Genomic DNA, 14,991 nt, shown 5'->3' with positions numbered 1-14,991 from the left:
CCATCGCAAGCAAAATGCGCAGAGCAAACTGGAACAAAGAATTCTTCTTCCAGCTCTTTGCTCATATGCGATAGCCCTGCCCACAAGGGGGAGGGGCTATGCGTGGCACCGTCCCACAACAACATCAACGCTTCTGCGGATGAGACGGTGAAAAGGATGGCGTCAGCGCGGCATCCAAGCCCCTCCCCCTTGTGGGGAGGGGTTGGGGAGGGGTCTTTCTTTGCACACAGACCACAGGAGCAGCCGCAAGCTTGCGTTCGCCCCTCAAGCCGCCTTGAAGAGCTTCCGGCCCTCGGCGTCCAGCGCCGAGAATTCCGCATCCGAGAGTGTGATCTCCACCGCCGCGACGTTTTCCTCGAGGTGTTTGACCTTCGAGGTGCCGGGGATCGGCAGCATGACCGGGCTGCGCTTCAGCACCCAGGCGAGCGCGATCTGGCTCGGGGCGGCGTTGTGCTTTTTGGCGATGGTATCGAGCAGCGAGCCTGGCTTGGCGAGGTCGCCGGCAGCCAGCGGATACCAGGGGATGAAACCGATATTGTGCTTGGCGCAATAGTCGAGCACGTCCTCGCTGGTGCGGTCGACGAGGTTGTAGCGGTTCTGGACGGTGGCGACCTTGAAGTGCTTCGACGCCGCCTCGATGTCGGCAACCGACACTTCGCTCAGGCCGGCATGGCGGATCAGACCGGCATCGAGCAGCGACTTGATCGCGTCGAACTGTTCCTTGGCCGGCACCTTCGGATCGATGCGATGCAGCTGCCAGAGATCGATCTGCTCGAGGCCGAGATTGCGCAGGCTCTTATGGGCCTGCTGGATCAGATATTCCGGGCGGCCGACGGGCAGCCAGATATCGGGGCCATGGCGGGTCAGGCCGCCCTTGGTGGCGACGACGGATTTGCCGCCATAGGGATGCAGCGCTTCCTTGATCAGCCATTCGGAGATATCGGGACCGTAGGAATCGGCCGTATCGATGAAATTGACGCCGAGCTCCGGCAGGCGCTTCAGCGTCCGGATCGATTCGGCGTGATCGTCGGGCTCGCCCCAGATACCCTTGCCGGTGACGCGCATGGCGCCGAAGCCGAGACGGTTGATCTCGATCTCGCCGCCGATCTTGAAGGTGCCTGACTTGGCTGCGTTGTGACTGGACATGGTTTTTCCTCTCTTGGTCAATGAGATCGGTCAAAGTCGGTGGAACGGTCGGAAGCCGCCCGCTCTACCGGCCGCGGCATGGATGCCGAGGCTTTTGGAGATGCCTTCGAGTTCGAAATGTCTGCCCTGATCGAAGCGATGCCCGGCGTGTCCGCCTATCGCGGTGATGGATGAGAATGCGGCCGCTGCGACGCTTGCACATATAGGACGGCACCGCCGGGATAACAGTGACGGCGCCGAAAACATCGACAGCGCGGCTCAGGCAAGGCCGTCAAAGCCTGGTCTTGGCCTCATCGCCGAATTCCGCCAGGATGCTCCAGAGCTCGGCGAGGATCTCCCGGGCGAAATCCTGCAGCGAGGCGCCCGGCGGGCGCTCTCGCCAGACTTCACCGCCGACACGCAGCGCGCCGATGACGACGGCGGCAAGGACGCGCATGCGCGAGCGCTCTGCCGGAGCATTTCCCGTGCGCAGCAGCAGCGCCTCGGCGAGCGCCTGTTCGAGCCTGGCATATTTCAGCTGGTCGCGGGCCTTCAGCGCCGGCGTGCGATGGATGAGTTCGGCGAGCGCCAGGCCACGTTCGTCGATAGAGGCGATGACGGTTGCGGTGATCGCCGCCTCGACTGCCGCGATGGAGGGCTCTTCGGCCGGCCTTGCGGCGATCTCCGCCATCAGCCGATCGGCGAAACTATCCTGCCAGGCAAAAACCACCTCTTCCTTGGAGGGGAAATAATCGAAGAAACTGCGCTTGGAGACGTCGGCCGCCTCGGTGATGTCCTCGATGGTGGTGGCCTCGAAACCGCGCTGGAGAAAGAGGGTCATCGCCGCCTGCTCGATGCGCTCGCGCGTCTGCCGCCGCTTGCGCTCCCGCCGGCCTTCGGTCTCTTGCCCCCGCTTGCTCTCAGCCATTCCCGCCCGGCATCATCGTTCAGCCGCCGGTTTCCCTGGAAAGGGCGGCGACATCGTCGAGTTCGGCGTCGCTCTCACGATAGTTGAAACGCTCGCGCGACAAATCCAGCGGCTCACGGCGCGAAATCCGGTAGACGGAGGCCGGCGGCAGGTTGCGCACGGTGCCGCCGATGCGCACCGCCTCCAGGCCGAGACGCTCGAGGATCGGCCGCGGCACCGGGCAGCGCGGCCCATAGGTGAATTGATAGACGGCGCCACCCGGCCTGATATAGGCGAAGGCTCCGGCCACGATCGCGGCGATCTTGGCCGGCGACATCGACAAAAGCGGCAGGCCGCTGACGACAGCGCCGACCGGCTCGCCCTCGAAAATGCCCGCCTCAGCGAGTTGGGCCGCATCCATCTGCAACACGCGCGCGCTCGGGAAACGCGCCTGCAGCGCCGCGATGAACTCCGGGCCATATTCGATCAGGGTCAGATCCGCCTCGCTGACGCCCCGGGCCAGCAGTGCCCGGGTAAAGACGCCGGTGCCGGGACCGAGCTCGATGATCGGCCCGTCGAGCGCGGCAATTTCACTGGTCATGATCCTGGCCAGCGAATCGCCCGAGGGCGCAATGGCCGCGACCCGAAGCGGGTTGCTGATCCAGGAGCGGAAAAAATGCAGGAAATCGGCGCATGCAGCCTTTGCGGTCATGATTATCCCACCTGTCTGAAATTCGATTGATTATAAAAAGCGACCATCGCGGCGAGCATGGCAATTCCAAGGCAGATACGTCAATTGCTCTCCACTGCGGCTTTTCGCATCAGCATCATCCACAGTTTGTGTAATTCTGTACTTAGTGCATTTTTGCACTTGATGCAATATCTTGACTTCTCCCAAGCCAGGCCGGTTAAAAATATGACCTCGGCGCCGGCCCATCCGCCTGCCGGCACCTCCCCGCTCGCGGGGGAAGGCAGATAGGCCGCACCCTCTCGGTCCCCCGCAAGCGCCTCGTGTAGCACGTCCCCTCGCCCCGTCAAAACGGGGAGAGGGTTAGGGTGAGGGGCAGCCTTTGATACAGATCAGACGCCGCAGACGTCCTCAGTAATTGCAGGCGGAGCTGCTCGTCGGGTTGAAGCCGAGTTTGCAATCCATGTTCAGCGGCTTCTTCGGGTTCGTCATATAGCGTGTCGAGCCCGTGCTTTCGGCGCGCTCGCCGATCGAACCGGTGGTGCGTCTGTCATGCTTGGTTTCCTGCTGCGCAACCGGGCGCATGGCCGCACCCTGCTCTGTCGCGCTCGACTGGAGGGGAGCTGCCGCGGCAGAAAAGGCCGAGAGGCCGAGCATTGCACTGAGTGCGGCGGCCATCAGGCCGGTCTTGAAAGTGGGGGTCATGATCGTCTCCTTGGGAGGATTTGAGGGAATTTACACCCCGCAACTAGGAAGGCGATCTGTCACAAACTACGGCCCGAAAGCAGGGATCACAGACATGTGAGCGGGGGCCATAATCGAGAAAAAGGCGGCTCGTCGCCGCCTTTTCATTTGCCGGCTCAATAGCCGTTATCGCAAGGCATACTGCCGGGGCCGATCGATCCTGAAAACGTGGGGTTGCACATTTCCGGAGCTGCAGGTCTGTTCACCGGCTGGCGGACGATGGAGCCCGTTGTGCCGGATTCGACGCCGAAGGCGGCAAGCGGATACCAGTAACCATCGGAATGGCGGCGGGTGCCGGGGCGCTCGGTTCGAAAGCCTTGATAGCCATGCCAGATCCCGGCATGTGGTTTAAATTGCACTATATTTTCGGCCGCGACATCGGGCGGCCGAACCATCTGGACGGCGGCTGCCTGCGCGGGAACGATCGACGCCAGGGCGAGAAGGCCGCTCAGCGTGGCGGTGGAAGGGGCAAGTCTGAACATCTTCATGATAAACCCTCCTTCGTGGATTTACCTGACGAAAATGCCTTTCCCGGCCGCGGAGTTCCGCGCTCGCACGCAACTTCCGGAACTTGTGATTGCAAGCGATCCGGCGTGACCAAATCGCCAAAAAACGTGAAAAGTCGCGATCGGCAGAAGGGGACAAACGGCGCTTGGGCGAAAAGCTGAATTCTCTGTTCTCAATTCGCGTATAATGTCCGGTAGCCCTGGCCGGAGAGGCAGGCGACATATTGCCGGTGAGCGGCGGCGCGTGCCGTCGTTTCCGCCTGCAGCTCATCAGCATTGGCATAACCGGTCAGTTGGGCGCGCAGCTGATACTGCTTCCTCGCCTCGTCATACATGGCGTTGCCGTCGGTCATGCAGATGCTGTGCGCAACGGCGGGCGGATTGACCGGCACGCCGATCGCCAGCAGCACCGGATCATTGGCGTGGTCGATGCAGCCGGCCAGCGCCGTCACCATCGCCAGGATCGCCGAAACCCGAAAAATTCCCACCGTCATGCATTCCTCCGGCCGAACCGCCTCTGAGATCATCAGACCTGCGGGTACATCAGCAAGGTTGCGCGAAACTAATGCACGTCGCTCGGGCCTGTGCAGCGATTCCTGGATGACGACATGCGGAAGGACAAGAGCGAATGCCTGCTCTTCGCACGACTTCGGCCGGAAGGATCGGGGGAGACGGAGTTTCTGATCGTGGCGAAGTGCCTTCGTTGGCCAGCTCCCACCAACTCTATATAGCAGTTCGGAATCCCGAAATTGGCTGCGGCATTGAAATCCTTTCATATTTTTTCAAGCTCGCCCCTCAGGAAGCGCGGCGGATTTCGGAATCCCGAAGCGGCAGTATTTCGGGATTCCGAAGCGGCGTTTTTCTTCCTGCCGAGGCGCCCGCGCTTGTCGGCGGCAAGCTTACGGTCGGTCTCGGACCACTTCCGGCAGTTTTCGGCCGTACACCGCTTCCACTCGTCGGTGGCCGGCGCGCCTTCATGATCGTCGACAAATGTCAGCGTGAACCGGTTGGGATGGGCGACCCCGCTGCCGGCCCGGCCGCGGGCCACCTTGATGAGCCCCTTATATTCCAGCTCGTCGAGCGCATCGGCGACATATTCGCCGGTGACGCCGTAGGACACGAATTGCGGATGCGTCACGACAAGCTTGCCGTTCTCCAGTGCCGCATGCGAGGTGTGCTCGATGACGATGCGGAAGAAAGCGCGGCAGGCATTGGGGCTCAATGTCGTGAAAGCCGGCGATTCCAGCAGCTGGATCGTCAACCACTGCCAGCGAAGGCTGCCGTCATCGCTCCCGCCGGGCGGAGCGGTATGCTTGCGCACCATCGCCCGCGTCTTGCCGGCACTGGTTCGGCTCTTGTCACGAGGGTTGAATTCCACCATCAGCCCCTCGCCCCTGTTGCCAGCCGACCTTTCGGCAATCTGCCTGCGCTGCGCGACTGGCAATTCTGTTCGCAAAGCGGGCAACGGCCCAGGCTCGTCCGGGCGACCACCTCGCCGATAGGGAAAAATTTGCTCGGCATTCGGCATTCCATGGTTGCAATTGCAGACAAGCTAGCGCAAGAATGACCCATGACATAGGAAAATATTCTTAGTTTTGATCTTATGTCACCGGCATCTTCCTGCTAGGATATTGCCAGGGATGAATGACACGCGGCAGGAGACGGCGCGAATGATCGGCATGCGGGAAAAGAGTGCGGTGGTTTGCGGCAAGCGATTGCTGGCCTTGTTCTCGATCTTGCTGGCAAGCGCCGTCCAGGCCTTTCCCTGCGATCAGCCGATCAAGATCTCCAATTGGTCGCTCTGCGCGATCGCCAATGTGAGCGATGAGGGCGGCGACGCTGATTGGAAAGCTGTGCCTGAGTGGACTCGTCAGAAAACCATAAGCGCGCATTTCGAAAACGAGCCTCGGCTCTTGGCAAACCATGGACTTTGCAATGCCAAGTTCCAGCGCGTCGTCCTCTGCCTGCCGGGATGGGAAATGGGCAACCCGGATGAGTGCTCATATCTGATTTGCAGTGGCTATTACTCATCCGTGTTCGCGAAGAAAGAAACGCAAGACCGTTTGAAAAAACATTAAACCGCATTGTCCTGGCGGGAATGGATGGGGAGGAATTGGAGTTGCGGGCTCCCGGAGCTTCGATTGTCGTGCGGCTGCGCCCGTAAGCGCGCCACCGATCCCTGTCATGGATTGACCCATCGGCCGGCGGCAAGAGCGCCCGTCTCGTCATAGGTCAGCAGCGCCCTTCGATTGTCCTGCCGGCGCAGCTGGAACCAGTCCAACGCCCGGGCACGAAAGATCAGCAGGCCGAAATGCGGCTTTCCCTCGGCCTCATCCGCAGGCTTCGGCAGAGCCGCCCCGTCGATCGCGTCGAAGGCAACCTCGTCGCCGGGCGGACCGCCGGCATAGGTCATCCGCGTCCAGGCGGAGAGCCTGTCCCAGGCGGCGTTGGCCTGAGTACTGCCGGCGGCATGGCGTTCGACCGTTCCCTGCAGCCGTAACTGCAGCTGAGTCTGCGCCGAGAGGCCGAGCACCGCCGCATAAGGATTTGCCGAAAGCTCAAGCCATTTCTGGCTGCGCATATCGGTGTGAAATTCCAGAAGCCGTAACGACCGGTCGGCGCGCCGCAAGACCACCATACGCGCCTGTGGTCTCGCCGCCGCATCGACGGAGCAGAGGTTCAAGAACCGGAAACCCGATTGCGGGTTTGACGCCGCCGCCTCCAGCTCTCGCCATGCCGAAGCGTCTATATCGGCAAGGTTCAACGGCACGCCTTCATGCTCCGTCCCCATGGCGCGCTCAGACGGAACGGGTGATGCCGCCATCGACCCGGATGTTCTGGCCGGTGATGTAGCCGGCACCTTCGGAGAGCAGGAAGGCAACCGTCGCCGCGATTTCCTCGGCCGTGCCGTAGCGGCCCATCGGCACGCTGTTGCGCCGTTCGTCGGTGGCCGGCAGGCTGTCGATCCAGCCGGGCAGGACGTTGTTCATGCGGATGTTCTTGGCCGCATAAGTATCGGCGAAGATCTTGGTGAAGCTTGCGAGCCCCGCCCTGGCAAACGCCGAAGTCGGGAACATCGCCGAAGGCTCGAAGGCCCATGCCGTCGAGATGTTGACGATGGCACCGCCCCCTTGCGCCTCCATGATCGGCGCGACCAGCCGGATCGGCCGCACGGCGCTGAGGAAATAAACCTCCAAGCCCTTGTGCCAGTCCTCATCCGATATTTCGAGGATCGGCGCGCGCGGGCCGTGGCCGGCGGAATTGACCAGCGCGTCAATCCGTCCCCATTTCTCCATCGCCAGATCGACGAGCCGCTTCACATCCTCGTTCACCAGGTTCGAGCCGGTGACGCCGACACCGCCCAATTCCTTGGCGAGCGCTTCGCCCTTGCCCGAGGAGGAGAGCACGGCAATGCGATAGCCATCCTCGGCCAGTTTCCTTGCTGCGGCGGCACCCATGCCGGAACCGCCTGCGGTGATGAGAGCGACTTTTTCGTTCGGCATCGGAGCCTCCAATCGTTGAATTGTGCAGCAGTATGCCAGAGACAGCGCCGACTTTCGCGTCAGAAAGAAACGTGTCAGACTGTAGAAAATCTACTGGATTACTCGGAGAAACCAATGGTCCAACCTCGCCGCAGGCTGCCGCCGCTGAACGCCCTTCGCGCCTTCGAGGTTTCGGGCCGCCGGTTGAATTTCCGCGCCGCCGCCGAGGAACTCGGCGTCTCGCAGGGAGCGGTGGCGCAGCAGGTGCGCGCGCTGGAAGATCAACTCGGCCTGATGCTGTTTCAGCGCCTCCCGCGCGGCCTGGCCCTGACCCCGCAGGGTGCTGCCTATCTTTCCGACGTAAGCCGCGCCTTCGATACGCTCGGCGAGGCGACGGGGCGGCTGCTCGCGCGGCCGGACGCGGTGACGATCAGCGTCACCCCGACCGTCGCCGCCAAGCTGTTGATCCCGCGCCTCGCCGAGCTCAAGGCGGCCCTTCCCGACGTGGAACTGCGAACGGTCGCCACCGAGGCGCTGTCCGATTTCGATCGCGATCAGGTGGACATTGCGGTGCGGCTGACGCGCCAGCCTTTTCCGGCTTCCCTGGAGGCAAGGCTGCTGTTCCGTCAGGAACTCGTCGCCGTCGCCAGCCCGCATCTGGTCAGGGGCCTGACCCTGCCGCTGACGGCCGCCGCACTTCGCACGCTGCCGCTGCTGCACGACACCGTCAGTCCCTGGCCGCTTGTGCTGCAATCGCGCGAGAAGCTGCCGGGCGCCGTCTTCAACCACACGACGCTGGCGCTGGATGCCGCACTGGCCGGCCAGGGCGTCGCCCTGGCATGCCGGGCGTTCGTCGCGGCCGATCTCGAGGCCGGGCGGCTGGTGCAGGTGACGGATGCGACGACGACGATCGAACCCGACTATTTCCTGATCCGCAAACGCTCGTCATCGCCGCGAAAGGCGGTCGATGCGGTTTGGCATTGGTGCGTGGCGCGGCTGTCGGGCGGCTGACGCAAAGCAGTACGGGACATACATAAAGAGAAGAGGCTATGGCGTGCCTTCGGGGATCAGAAGAACCCGCGTTCCCTCACGCGCCGCAGCGCTGATTGTCGGTGAGATCTGCCGCAGCGGCCCGCGCGCAATCAGCGTCTCCGGCCTGGGACGTTTGCCGGGACCCGGATCGGCAAAGGCTGAAAACGGATGATCCAAGTCGGAGATCGCCAGGAAGGACGTCGCGACGATCGCTTCGCCGCAGGCGGCGCATCGCAGAATGTACGAGCCGCCGTGGACGATCGCTTCTGTTTTATCCAATCCGCACGAGGGGCAGGCCAAGATATCGTTCATCCGTTCACTCCAGCGTGGGCATGCAGCGTCTCTCCGGCCCCTGTCTATCCGAATATCGGCCCCATCATTCGAGATGGCATCTCGCGGCACTTGCGAAAATGCCGATATCCAAACTCAAGGCGGCAAATCCGCTTCGCCCCCCTAAACGTCCGGAGCTCGTAAACGAATGCAACCCGCGACGGCCACTTTCGGGGTGCTTGATGCATAATGCCAAATTCATTCGCCCTGCCGCCTTCTCTCCATGCATCGCGCATCTCGCTCACACCATCTCTCGCCACGCCGGGTGAATTGCCCTATGTGAGCGGCAGAGAGCACGCAGCGGAGATCCTGAGATTATGCAAACCATTTGGAAGAAGCCGGTGACGCTCGCCCTTGAGGGGCCGGATCAGTGGGTGGTGATCCAGACGACCCAGGCCGCGACATGGGCACTGGTCGAAGACTGGCCGACGGAAGAAGGTCCGGCTTTGGATCGGGCATGCGCGGTTTGCGCGGACGTGATGTCGGGCAAACGAACCCGGGAAGAGGCGCGGCAGGCCTTTATCGAAGCGGCAATCGAAGCCGGCATCCCGATCAAGGAGTAGGGCCGGGCGGCCCATGCACCCATCGCCAATCGCCACAATATTGTTCGGCATTCAACATTCCATGGTTGCAACGCCGCGCGATCTAACGTAAGAACATTCCATGAACTAGGAAAATAATCTTGGTTCATTTCTTATATCACCTGGCCCCATCGGATGGTCACGGGCAGTTGCGCGCGGCGGAGGCAGAGATGCGAGATATCAGCGTGAAGAAGAAGGGCGCGATGGTCTATGGCCAGCGGCTGCTGGCATTGATTTCGATCCTGCTGGGAAGCGCCGTCCAGGCTTTTTCCTGCGATCAGCCGGTGGTGATCTCGAATTGGTCCTTCTGTGCGACCGGCAATGTGAGCGCTGAGGGCGGTGCTGCCGATTGGAAGATCGTTCCGGCATGGACCCGCGCGGACGCCGTAAGCGCGTATTTCGGAAACGATCCGCGGCTCTTGGCAAACCACGGCCTTTGCAACGCCAAATTCCATCGCGTCGTCCTCTGCCAACCGGGATGGCAAACGGGCAACCCGGATGAGTGTTCCTACCTGGTTTGCAGCGGCTATTACTCAGCCTTGTACGGGAAGGAAGAAAGGGAAGCCTACGAGAAAGACCATCCGGACGAGCAATAGTTTTTCGCTTCGCTGCCTTGGGGCACAGACTGGAGGGGCCGTCGCGGCAAGGCTGGTTCAGTTGCGCACGGCATCAGAGGACACGTCAGATGACGTTACCCTTCAGGAACCAAGCTGAACTAAAGCTGATGAAAAGGGAAATGGCGCACCCGAAGAAAAACGCCACACGACCCTAAAAGCCATTCAAAAACAATTAGCTAGATGCCGCCCATTGGCGACATGTGTACCACCCAAGAGGATACGGTGCAAGTAGCTGCCTCGCTGTTCTGCAACTGCGCGCTGGTGTAAAATCGGTGCTCAACAATTGAGTCGATATGGCGGGAGCGTTTAGCACAGCATGGACTATGAACTCATCACTGACGATGACTACGACACGCTCCCACCTGAGCCGGAGAAGAGGTTTGCTGCGCTGGAAAAGATCTGCCGCAGGAACATGATGGAGATTATCTCGCACGAGACCTCTCAAACTTTTGATTCCTTGGTACGGACACAGTACATGACAATCGTCACGGCGGCGGCTGAGGAGCTGGGCATTGACGGCGTCCAATACATCAACAACTTCGATAGCGTATCGGACGACCTCCAGGAGTTCATTAGGATTACCACGGGGGTGACCGCAAAGATTAGGCTGCGCAACTCTTCGGGCCGTGACGCGCTTTCCGTAAAGCTTGCCAACAGGACGAAAGGTCTCATTGAGGATCAACTTACGAAGCTCAAAACTTCGGTCGCGGAGAGCACGCTCTCGGAAGACAAGAAGCTTCGGCTGCTGGGAAGAATTGAAGAGTTTCGTAATGAGCTGCACAAGGAACGCCTAAGGTTTGGCGTATCGCTGGCCGTGCTGGCTTCAATCGGTGCCATGGTCGGTGGCGGAACCGCCTTCCTTGCTGACGCCCCCAACGCCATTTCGACCATCACCCACCTGATTGGCGTCGACAAGGAGAGTGAAGATGCGGAGATACTGCGACTTGAAGGCCCGCCGAAACCAAAGCTGATTGCAGGGCCGGTAGTCCCGTTAAAGGGCTCGCGCTTAGTGCTAACGGATGACGATATACCGTTCTAGCAGTGGGCTCCCGCCGACTACAAAAGGGGTCTCTCATGCGAGAGGTCACCGACGTGCCAGCGTGCAGCGGCTTCCCCCCGTACCGCCCTGGATGGGACCCAAATGACCGAACAAGACCACACCCCTCCCCCGCTTTCCCCTCAAGGAAGGCTCTGCTCCGCCTTGGTGAGGAAGACGAGGGTCGAGGCCGTCATGTGCAGCATGTAGGCGGTCAAATGGTCGGGGACGGTAGTGGGGGTCGATCCCTGCCCGTGGCCGCTCTGTTTGTTCCGGCCTGTGGGAATGCTGCTTTCCAGAAGACCCCGAAGAGAAGCGAACTGGTTCTGCCAAAATGCTGGCACAAGGCCTTCCGAGTAGATGACGTCGATTAGTGCCTTGGCCGTATCTCCCGGCTTGTAGGTCCACCCGCGCTTATCACAGATCGCCTTCATCGTGCTCTCGAATGCCTTGAGGCAGTCGTTCAGAGCCTCCTTGTTCTTGCCCTCGCGATAGTGCTCGTAGGCACTCAGGAACTCCTGATGCGGGCCAGCATATTCCTTAGTATTCAAGAGACGTAGGGCAGGCTTCACGGCCTCCGCATGTATCAACTCCGAGTCTACCCGGACGATTTCCCCATCGATGTATTGATAACCGACCGCATTCTCTTTGAACCTGATATTGAGGTCCTCAATCGCCTCATCGGCCCGCTCGTCATAGCCACGCCTGTTCATATAGTCGATCGTGCGGGTTAGGCGATCAATAGCTCGGAACGCGAGCTCGACTACATCTAGGCAAGTCTCGGCCTTTGCGGCACCAAGGAAAAAATCTCGTAATTCCGTATAAGGGTTCCCTTCTCGGTTTGAAGGCGGCAGAATAAACACGCCAAGCTCCTGCCGTATCGTCGACACGACTAGACTATATGTATGTTCTACTTGGCCACTACTACTATAGATATCCTCCCTACTTCCCAAAGCTTTGTCGAGGATGTGAATGATCTGGACGCGCAGCTTCTGCGGTATAACGTCATATCGATAAACGTCTGGCTCGGCATCGCTAAGGCGCTGCTGCCTCTTTGAGTACAACTCATACACGGCCATTCGAATCGCCTTTCTCGGTCGCTGGATTGTGGAACATTCGGCCACATCCGGGCGCTGGCGTCTATCAACGTATATGTCGATTGACAGGACAAACGAATCTCTTGCCGCCCCTTCACAAAGTACCTAACCGTCGTTTCGGTCTTTGTTATACTCCCTCATCGCACCAGTCATTTCTATGATAGGGCCTCCATTCGCGGGCAAAACCTTCCGCCAGAATCATCGCGCCAATCAAGTTCCGCCCTCACGATGTCGGGGTTGCGGCTGGCGTAGGCTGAGCGGTATTCCTTCGAGAGGGTCTCAATCCAGTCTTGCTTGGCCTCAAGGTGCCCTTCTGCCATCCCGAGCTGGCCGAAGCCGGGGTCTAGGAGGTCCGGCCACTGGGCACGCTCCTCAGGGGTTTGCATGTAGCGCCGCGCGTCGCCCTGCTCCCTTTCGGTCTCGTCCTCCTTGAGCAAGGCGGCGATGATATCGGCTTCGATCTCCTCAACTGATGGCAGGCGCAGAAGTGAGACCAGCTCGCCACTTACTTCCCCTCTCTGGTATCGCGAGGCCAAGGCGAAAAGGTCCGTGACCCTCAGAGCCTCCCTCATGTCTTTGCGCTTGGCATCGGCAAAGTTGGTGGTCTTGAGGGAGACCGTAAGCTCTCGCTTGAAGCGTCCGGTGTCGGGATTGATGAGTTCTGAGAGGGCAGCGGGAGGGTTCTTCGGCGCTGGCTTTCCGGCTAGCTCCTGAGGAAGCCGCTTTCGAAACTCGTAGATGCCTGAAGTCCGTCTCTGCATATAGCTGAGCCCGGCCATCGAGTGTCCCGCCCATGTGCGATTCCATCGCGTACTAGGCGGCTCTCGCTAAGGTCCTGAAACCCCAGATTCTTTTCAGCTTCAATACATCAGGAAAAAATGGCGCACCCGAAGAGATTCGAACTCCTGACCCCCAGATTCGTAGTCTGGTGCTCTATCCAGCTGAGCTACGGGTGCGTGCAACTGCGGCGGTGCCGCTTGCGTGGGCGATCCTCTAAAGGGTCCTTCGGGACAATGCAAGAGCATTTCTGAAAAAATCGCGCGTTTAAAAATTTGCGGCCGCGCGCGCCTGAAATCCGGTCACTTCTCGATATGCGTCCGGCTGCGATAATCCTCCAGCGAAACCGGGCGATCGGGGATCTCGATGCGGAACTGCGTTCCCACAGTCGGTTTTTCCACCAGCGCGATCGTGCCGCCATGGGCAAGCACCAGCTCGCGGGCGATCGTCAGGCCGAGGCCGGTGCCGCCGGAGCGGGCGGAGCCGCGGAAGGCGGCAAAGAGGTTCTGGCGCGCCTTCAACGGCATGCCGGGGCCGGTATCATCCACCGTGATGCTGACGACGCTGCCGACGCGCTGGGCGGCGACGGTGATGCGCCGGACAGCGCCTGGGGCGCCCTCGCCCGGCGCGGTCAGCGCCTGCAGCGCATTGCGGCAGAGATTGTGGATAACGCGGAACAGCTGCTCGCCATCGGCATCGACCTTGAGATCGGCGCCGATCTGCTCGGTGAATTCGATGCCGCTTTGCGGATCGATCGCCAGCATGTCCTTGACGTCCTGGGTGAGTTCCAAAAGCAGGATATGGCGGCGGCGCGGCGCCGATTCGCTCGCCTTGCCGTAGGACAGCACCTCGGTGGTATAGCCGACGGCGCGGTCGATGGTGCGCAGCAGCTTCGGGGCGAAGCTTTTCACCATCGGGTCGTCGACATCGACCAGCCGGTCCGACATCAGCTGGGCCGAGGCCAGGATATTGCGCATGTCGTGATTGATCTTGGAGACGGCGAGGCCGAGAGCGGCGAGGTTCTTCTGCTGCTTCAGCGTCTTCTGCAGCTCCATCTGCATCGAGGTGAGGTTGCGGCCGGCGACCGCCAGTTCGTCGCGGCCGCCATCGCCGATATAGACATGGGCGGGATTTTCGGGATCGGAAGAGAATTGCTGCATGCTGCCGGTCAGCCGGCGGATCGGGCCGATCAGGATGCGGTTGATCGCAAAGAAGATCAGAGTCGCGGTGAAGAGCGAGATCAGCACCGACAGCAGCAGGACGTTACGGGAATAGGCAAACATCGCCGTGCGCAGCTGCCGGTCCCGCATCACCACCTCGACGCCGGTATTGGTGTCGCCGACGGGGCCGTAGACGCGGATCATCCTGCCGCCGCCGAAGATCAAGGTGTCGAGCGCATCGCGGATCGCCGTGACCGGCGGCACGTCGGTGAGATCATAGGCTTCGTCGACGGAGGTCGGCATGTCGGTCGTCGCCAGCAGCCGCGAGGTGCCGTCCTTGCGCAGCACGATCGCCTTGGTGCCGGTTGCTTCCAGCGTCTCCTTCTGCAGCGCCCGCGGCAGCTCGACCGGCTGCAGCCCATCGATGACGATGGCGGCGGCGGCGGCCGTGTTCAGCCTCTCCTGCAGCCAGCGGATGCGCATGCTGGCGACCGAGGGGAAGAAAATCAGGATTTCGGCGAGCATGATGAAGACGACGGTGAGCCAGAGCAGCTTGCCCGACAGGCCGCCGAACATGCCGGCGGACGGGCACCGCGCCCTTGCGGCCTCACCGGCCGCGGGGATTTCCGCCGAAGGATTGTCGCCCTGATCTTGAACCGGCATTCTCGTCTCGCCCGATCGGCAGCCCTTCAGCCGCCCTCACCGTTGGAGCTTTATATTAGACCAAAAGGCTCCGCTTTCAAATCTTTGCGATCAGCGTCACGTCGCCACAAGAAAACATACCACCAAACCCCTCCCCAACCCCTCCCCACAAGGGCAGGGCTATCGCATATGAGCAAAGAGCTGGAAGAAGAATTCTTTGTTCCAGTTTGCTCTGCGCATTTTGCTTGCGATGGGCTTGTCGAGCGG

Annotated in this window: 18 protein-coding genes, 1 tRNA gene and 1 pseudogene; 6 read left to right on the top strand and 14 right to left on the bottom strand. The window is 60.9% G+C overall.

Features of this window, described 5'->3' with window-relative positions; genetic code table 11:
• Positions 1 to 264 precede the first annotated feature (264 nt).
• Positions 265 to 1,146 carry an aldo/keto reductase gene (locus tag GGD57_RS28820; RefSeq protein WP_184473572.1) on the bottom strand — a complete coding sequence of 294 codons (882 nt, stop codon included), beginning with the start codon at positions 1,144 to 1,146 and terminating at the stop codon, positions 265 to 267.
• 39 nt (positions 1,147 to 1,185) lie between these two features.
• On the opposite strand from GGD57_RS28820, the gene GGD57_RS29435 reads away from it, so the two are divergent.
• Positions 1,186 to 1,320 (top strand): hypothetical protein, encoded by a 135-nt coding sequence (locus tag GGD57_RS29435; protein WP_281423784.1) that lies wholly within the window; start codon positions 1,186 to 1,188, stop codon positions 1,318 to 1,320.
• 97 nt (positions 1,321 to 1,417) lie between these two features.
• Here GGD57_RS29435 and GGD57_RS28815 read toward each other — a convergent pair whose 3' ends face one another.
• From GGD57_RS28815 to GGD57_RS28790, 6 genes and pseudogenes are all read right to left on the bottom strand, one after another.
• On the bottom strand, positions 1,418 to 2,053 hold the full coding sequence (locus tag GGD57_RS28815; protein ID WP_184473571.1) for a TetR family transcriptional regulator: 636 nt from the start codon (positions 2,051 to 2,053) through the stop codon (positions 1,418 to 1,420).
• Positions 2,054 to 2,072: 19 nt separating this feature from the next.
• A complete protein-coding gene (locus GGD57_RS28810) occupies positions 2,073 to 2,744 on the bottom strand; it encodes a class I SAM-dependent methyltransferase (RefSeq protein WP_184473570.1) in 672 nt (223 codons plus the stop codon).
• A 387-nt stretch (positions 2,745 to 3,131) separates the two neighbouring features.
• On the bottom strand, positions 3,132 to 3,425 hold the full coding sequence (locus tag GGD57_RS28805; RefSeq protein ID WP_184473569.1) for a hypothetical protein: 294 nt from the start codon (positions 3,423 to 3,425) through the stop codon (positions 3,132 to 3,134).
• A 155-nt stretch (positions 3,426 to 3,580) separates the two neighbouring features.
• Positions 3,581 to 3,952 (bottom strand): cell surface protein, encoded by a 372-nt coding sequence (locus GGD57_RS28800; RefSeq protein ID WP_184473568.1) that lies wholly within the window; start codon positions 3,950 to 3,952, stop codon positions 3,581 to 3,583.
• A 191-nt stretch (positions 3,953 to 4,143) separates the two neighbouring features.
• Positions 4,144 to 4,464: a hypothetical protein gene (locus tag GGD57_RS28795; protein WP_184473567.1), complete on the bottom strand. Its 321-nt coding sequence runs from the start codon at positions 4,462 to 4,464 to the stop codon at positions 4,144 to 4,146.
• Between the two features lie 301 nt (positions 4,465 to 4,765).
• Positions 4,766 to 5,351 (bottom strand): annotated as a pseudogene (locus GGD57_RS28790) (hypothetical protein).
• Between the two features lie 259 nt (positions 5,352 to 5,610).
• Here GGD57_RS28790 and GGD57_RS28785 point away from each other — a divergent pair.
• Positions 5,611 to 6,048: a hypothetical protein gene (locus GGD57_RS28785; protein WP_184473566.1), complete on the top strand. Its 438-nt coding sequence runs from the start codon at positions 5,611 to 5,613 to the stop codon at positions 6,046 to 6,048.
• Positions 6,049 to 6,152: 104 nt separating this feature from the next.
• Here GGD57_RS28785 and GGD57_RS28780 read toward each other — a convergent pair whose 3' ends face one another.
• Positions 6,153 to 6,761 (bottom strand): pyridoxamine 5'-phosphate oxidase family protein, encoded by a 609-nt coding sequence (locus GGD57_RS28780; protein WP_184473565.1) that lies wholly within the window; start codon positions 6,759 to 6,761, stop codon positions 6,153 to 6,155.
• Positions 6,762 to 6,768: 7 nt separating this feature from the next.
• The gene (locus tag GGD57_RS28775) at positions 6,769 to 7,473 is read right to left on the bottom strand and encodes an SDR family oxidoreductase (RefSeq protein ID WP_184473564.1); all 705 of its coding nucleotides are present in this window, start codon (positions 7,471 to 7,473) and stop codon (positions 6,769 to 6,771) included.
• A 114-nt stretch (positions 7,474 to 7,587) separates the two neighbouring features.
• Between GGD57_RS28775 and GGD57_RS28770 the strand changes: the two genes are divergently transcribed.
• Complete coding sequence (locus GGD57_RS28770) at positions 7,588 to 8,463, top strand: LysR substrate-binding domain-containing protein (RefSeq protein ID WP_184473563.1); 876 nt, start codon at positions 7,588 to 7,590, stop codon at positions 8,461 to 8,463.
• Positions 8,464 to 8,499: 36 nt separating this feature from the next.
• Here the strand turns inward: GGD57_RS28770 and GGD57_RS28765 are convergent, their stop codons facing one another.
• Positions 8,500 to 8,796, bottom strand: coding sequence for a hypothetical protein (locus GGD57_RS28765; RefSeq protein WP_184473562.1), 297 nt, complete (start codon positions 8,794 to 8,796; stop codon positions 8,500 to 8,502).
• A gap of 335 nt (positions 8,797 to 9,131) precedes the next feature.
• Here GGD57_RS28765 and GGD57_RS28760 point away from each other — a divergent pair, with 335 nt between their 5' ends.
• The 3 genes from GGD57_RS28760 to GGD57_RS28750 all read left to right on the top strand — a co-directional run bounded on the left by GGD57_RS28760 (position 9,132) and on the right by GGD57_RS28750 (position 11,051).
• On the top strand, positions 9,132 to 9,377 hold the full coding sequence (locus GGD57_RS28760; protein ID WP_184473561.1) for a DUF982 domain-containing protein: 246 nt from the start codon (positions 9,132 to 9,134) through the stop codon (positions 9,375 to 9,377).
• 188 nt (positions 9,378 to 9,565) lie between these two features.
• A complete protein-coding gene (locus GGD57_RS28755; protein ID WP_184473560.1) occupies positions 9,566 to 9,991 on the top strand; it encodes a hypothetical protein in 426 nt (141 codons plus the stop codon).
• 337 nt (positions 9,992 to 10,328) lie between these two features.
• Complete coding sequence (locus GGD57_RS28750) at positions 10,329 to 11,051, top strand: hypothetical protein (RefSeq protein WP_184473559.1); 723 nt, start codon at positions 10,329 to 10,331, stop codon at positions 11,049 to 11,051.
• 140 nt (positions 11,052 to 11,191) lie between these two features.
• Here the strand turns inward: GGD57_RS28750 and GGD57_RS28745 are convergent, their stop codons facing one another.
• The 4 genes from GGD57_RS28745 to GGD57_RS28730 all read right to left on the bottom strand — a co-directional run bounded on the left by GGD57_RS28745 (position 11,192) and on the right by GGD57_RS28730 (position 14,745).
• The gene (locus tag GGD57_RS28745; protein WP_184473558.1) at positions 11,192 to 12,127 is read right to left on the bottom strand and encodes an STM4504/CBY_0614 family protein; all 936 of its coding nucleotides are present in this window, start codon (positions 12,125 to 12,127) and stop codon (positions 11,192 to 11,194) included.
• A gap of 173 nt (positions 12,128 to 12,300) precedes the next feature.
• On the bottom strand, positions 12,301 to 12,924 hold the full coding sequence (locus GGD57_RS28740; protein ID WP_184473557.1) for a DUF6538 domain-containing protein: 624 nt from the start codon (positions 12,922 to 12,924) through the stop codon (positions 12,301 to 12,303).
• A 100-nt stretch (positions 12,925 to 13,024) separates the two neighbouring features.
• Positions 13,025 to 13,101: transfer RNA gene (locus GGD57_RS28735), tRNA-Arg, on the bottom strand.
• Positions 13,102 to 13,224: 123 nt separating this feature from the next.
• The gene (locus GGD57_RS28730; protein WP_184473556.1) at positions 13,225 to 14,745 is read right to left on the bottom strand and encodes an ATP-binding protein; all 1,521 of its coding nucleotides are present in this window, start codon (positions 14,743 to 14,745) and stop codon (positions 13,225 to 13,227) included.
• Between the last annotated feature and the right edge of the window lie 246 nt (positions 14,746 to 14,991).

It is taken from the genome of Rhizobium esperanzae (assembly GCF_014197615.1).
Classification (GTDB): domain Bacteria; phylum Pseudomonadota; class Alphaproteobacteria; order Rhizobiales; family Rhizobiaceae; genus Rhizobium; species Rhizobium esperanzae_A.
The sequence above is the reverse complement of the archived record's forward strand: the minus strand, read 5'-3'. Positions and strand labels throughout refer to the sequence as shown.

Bases quoted from the DNA above. Each gene is read 5' to 3' on its own strand.
- GGD57_RS28820 (WP_184473572.1), bottom strand. From the start codon at position 1,146: ATGTCCAGTCACAACGCAGCCAAGTCAGGCACCTTCAAGATCGGCGGC.
- GGD57_RS28815 (WP_184473571.1), bottom strand. From the start codon at position 2,053: ATGGCTGAGAGCAAGCGGGGGCAAGAGACCGAAGGCCGGCGGGAGCGC.
- GGD57_RS28810 (WP_184473570.1), bottom strand. From the start codon at position 2,744: ATGACCGCAAAGGCTGCATGCGCCGATTTCCTGCATTTTTTCCGCTCC.
- GGD57_RS28805 (WP_184473569.1), bottom strand. From the start codon at position 3,425: ATGACCCCCACTTTCAAGACCGGCCTGATGGCCGCCGCACTCAGTGCA.
- GGD57_RS28800 (WP_184473568.1), bottom strand. From the start codon at position 3,952: ATGAAGATGTTCAGACTTGCCCCTTCCACCGCCACGCTGAGCGGCCTT.
- GGD57_RS28795 (WP_184473567.1), bottom strand. From the start codon at position 4,464: ATGACGGTGGGAATTTTTCGGGTTTCGGCGATCCTGGCGATGGTGACG.
- GGD57_RS28785 (WP_184473566.1), top strand. From the start codon at position 5,611: ATGAATGACACGCGGCAGGAGACGGCGCGAATGATCGGCATGCGGGAA.
- GGD57_RS28780 (WP_184473565.1), bottom strand. From the start codon at position 6,761: ATGGGGACGGAGCATGAAGGCGTGCCGTTGAACCTTGCCGATATAGAC.
- GGD57_RS28775 (WP_184473564.1), bottom strand. From the start codon at position 7,473: ATGCCGAACGAAAAAGTCGCTCTCATCACCGCAGGCGGTTCCGGCATG.
- GGD57_RS28770 (WP_184473563.1), top strand. From the start codon at position 7,588: ATGGTCCAACCTCGCCGCAGGCTGCCGCCGCTGAACGCCCTTCGCGCC.
- GGD57_RS28765 (WP_184473562.1), bottom strand. From the start codon at position 8,796: ATGAACGATATCTTGGCCTGCCCCTCGTGCGGATTGGATAAAACAGAA.
- GGD57_RS28760 (WP_184473561.1), top strand. From the start codon at position 9,132: ATGCAAACCATTTGGAAGAAGCCGGTGACGCTCGCCCTTGAGGGGCCG.
- GGD57_RS28755 (WP_184473560.1), top strand. From the start codon at position 9,566: ATGCGAGATATCAGCGTGAAGAAGAAGGGCGCGATGGTCTATGGCCAG.
- GGD57_RS28750 (WP_184473559.1), top strand. From the start codon at position 10,329: ATGGACTATGAACTCATCACTGACGATGACTACGACACGCTCCCACCT.
- GGD57_RS28745 (WP_184473558.1), bottom strand. From the start codon at position 12,127: ATGGCCGTGTATGAGTTGTACTCAAAGAGGCAGCAGCGCCTTAGCGAT.
- GGD57_RS28740 (WP_184473557.1), bottom strand. From the start codon at position 12,924: ATGGCCGGGCTCAGCTATATGCAGAGACGGACTTCAGGCATCTACGAG.
- GGD57_RS28730 (WP_184473556.1), bottom strand. From the start codon at position 14,745: ATGCCGGTTCAAGATCAGGGCGACAATCCTTCGGCGGAAATCCCCGCG.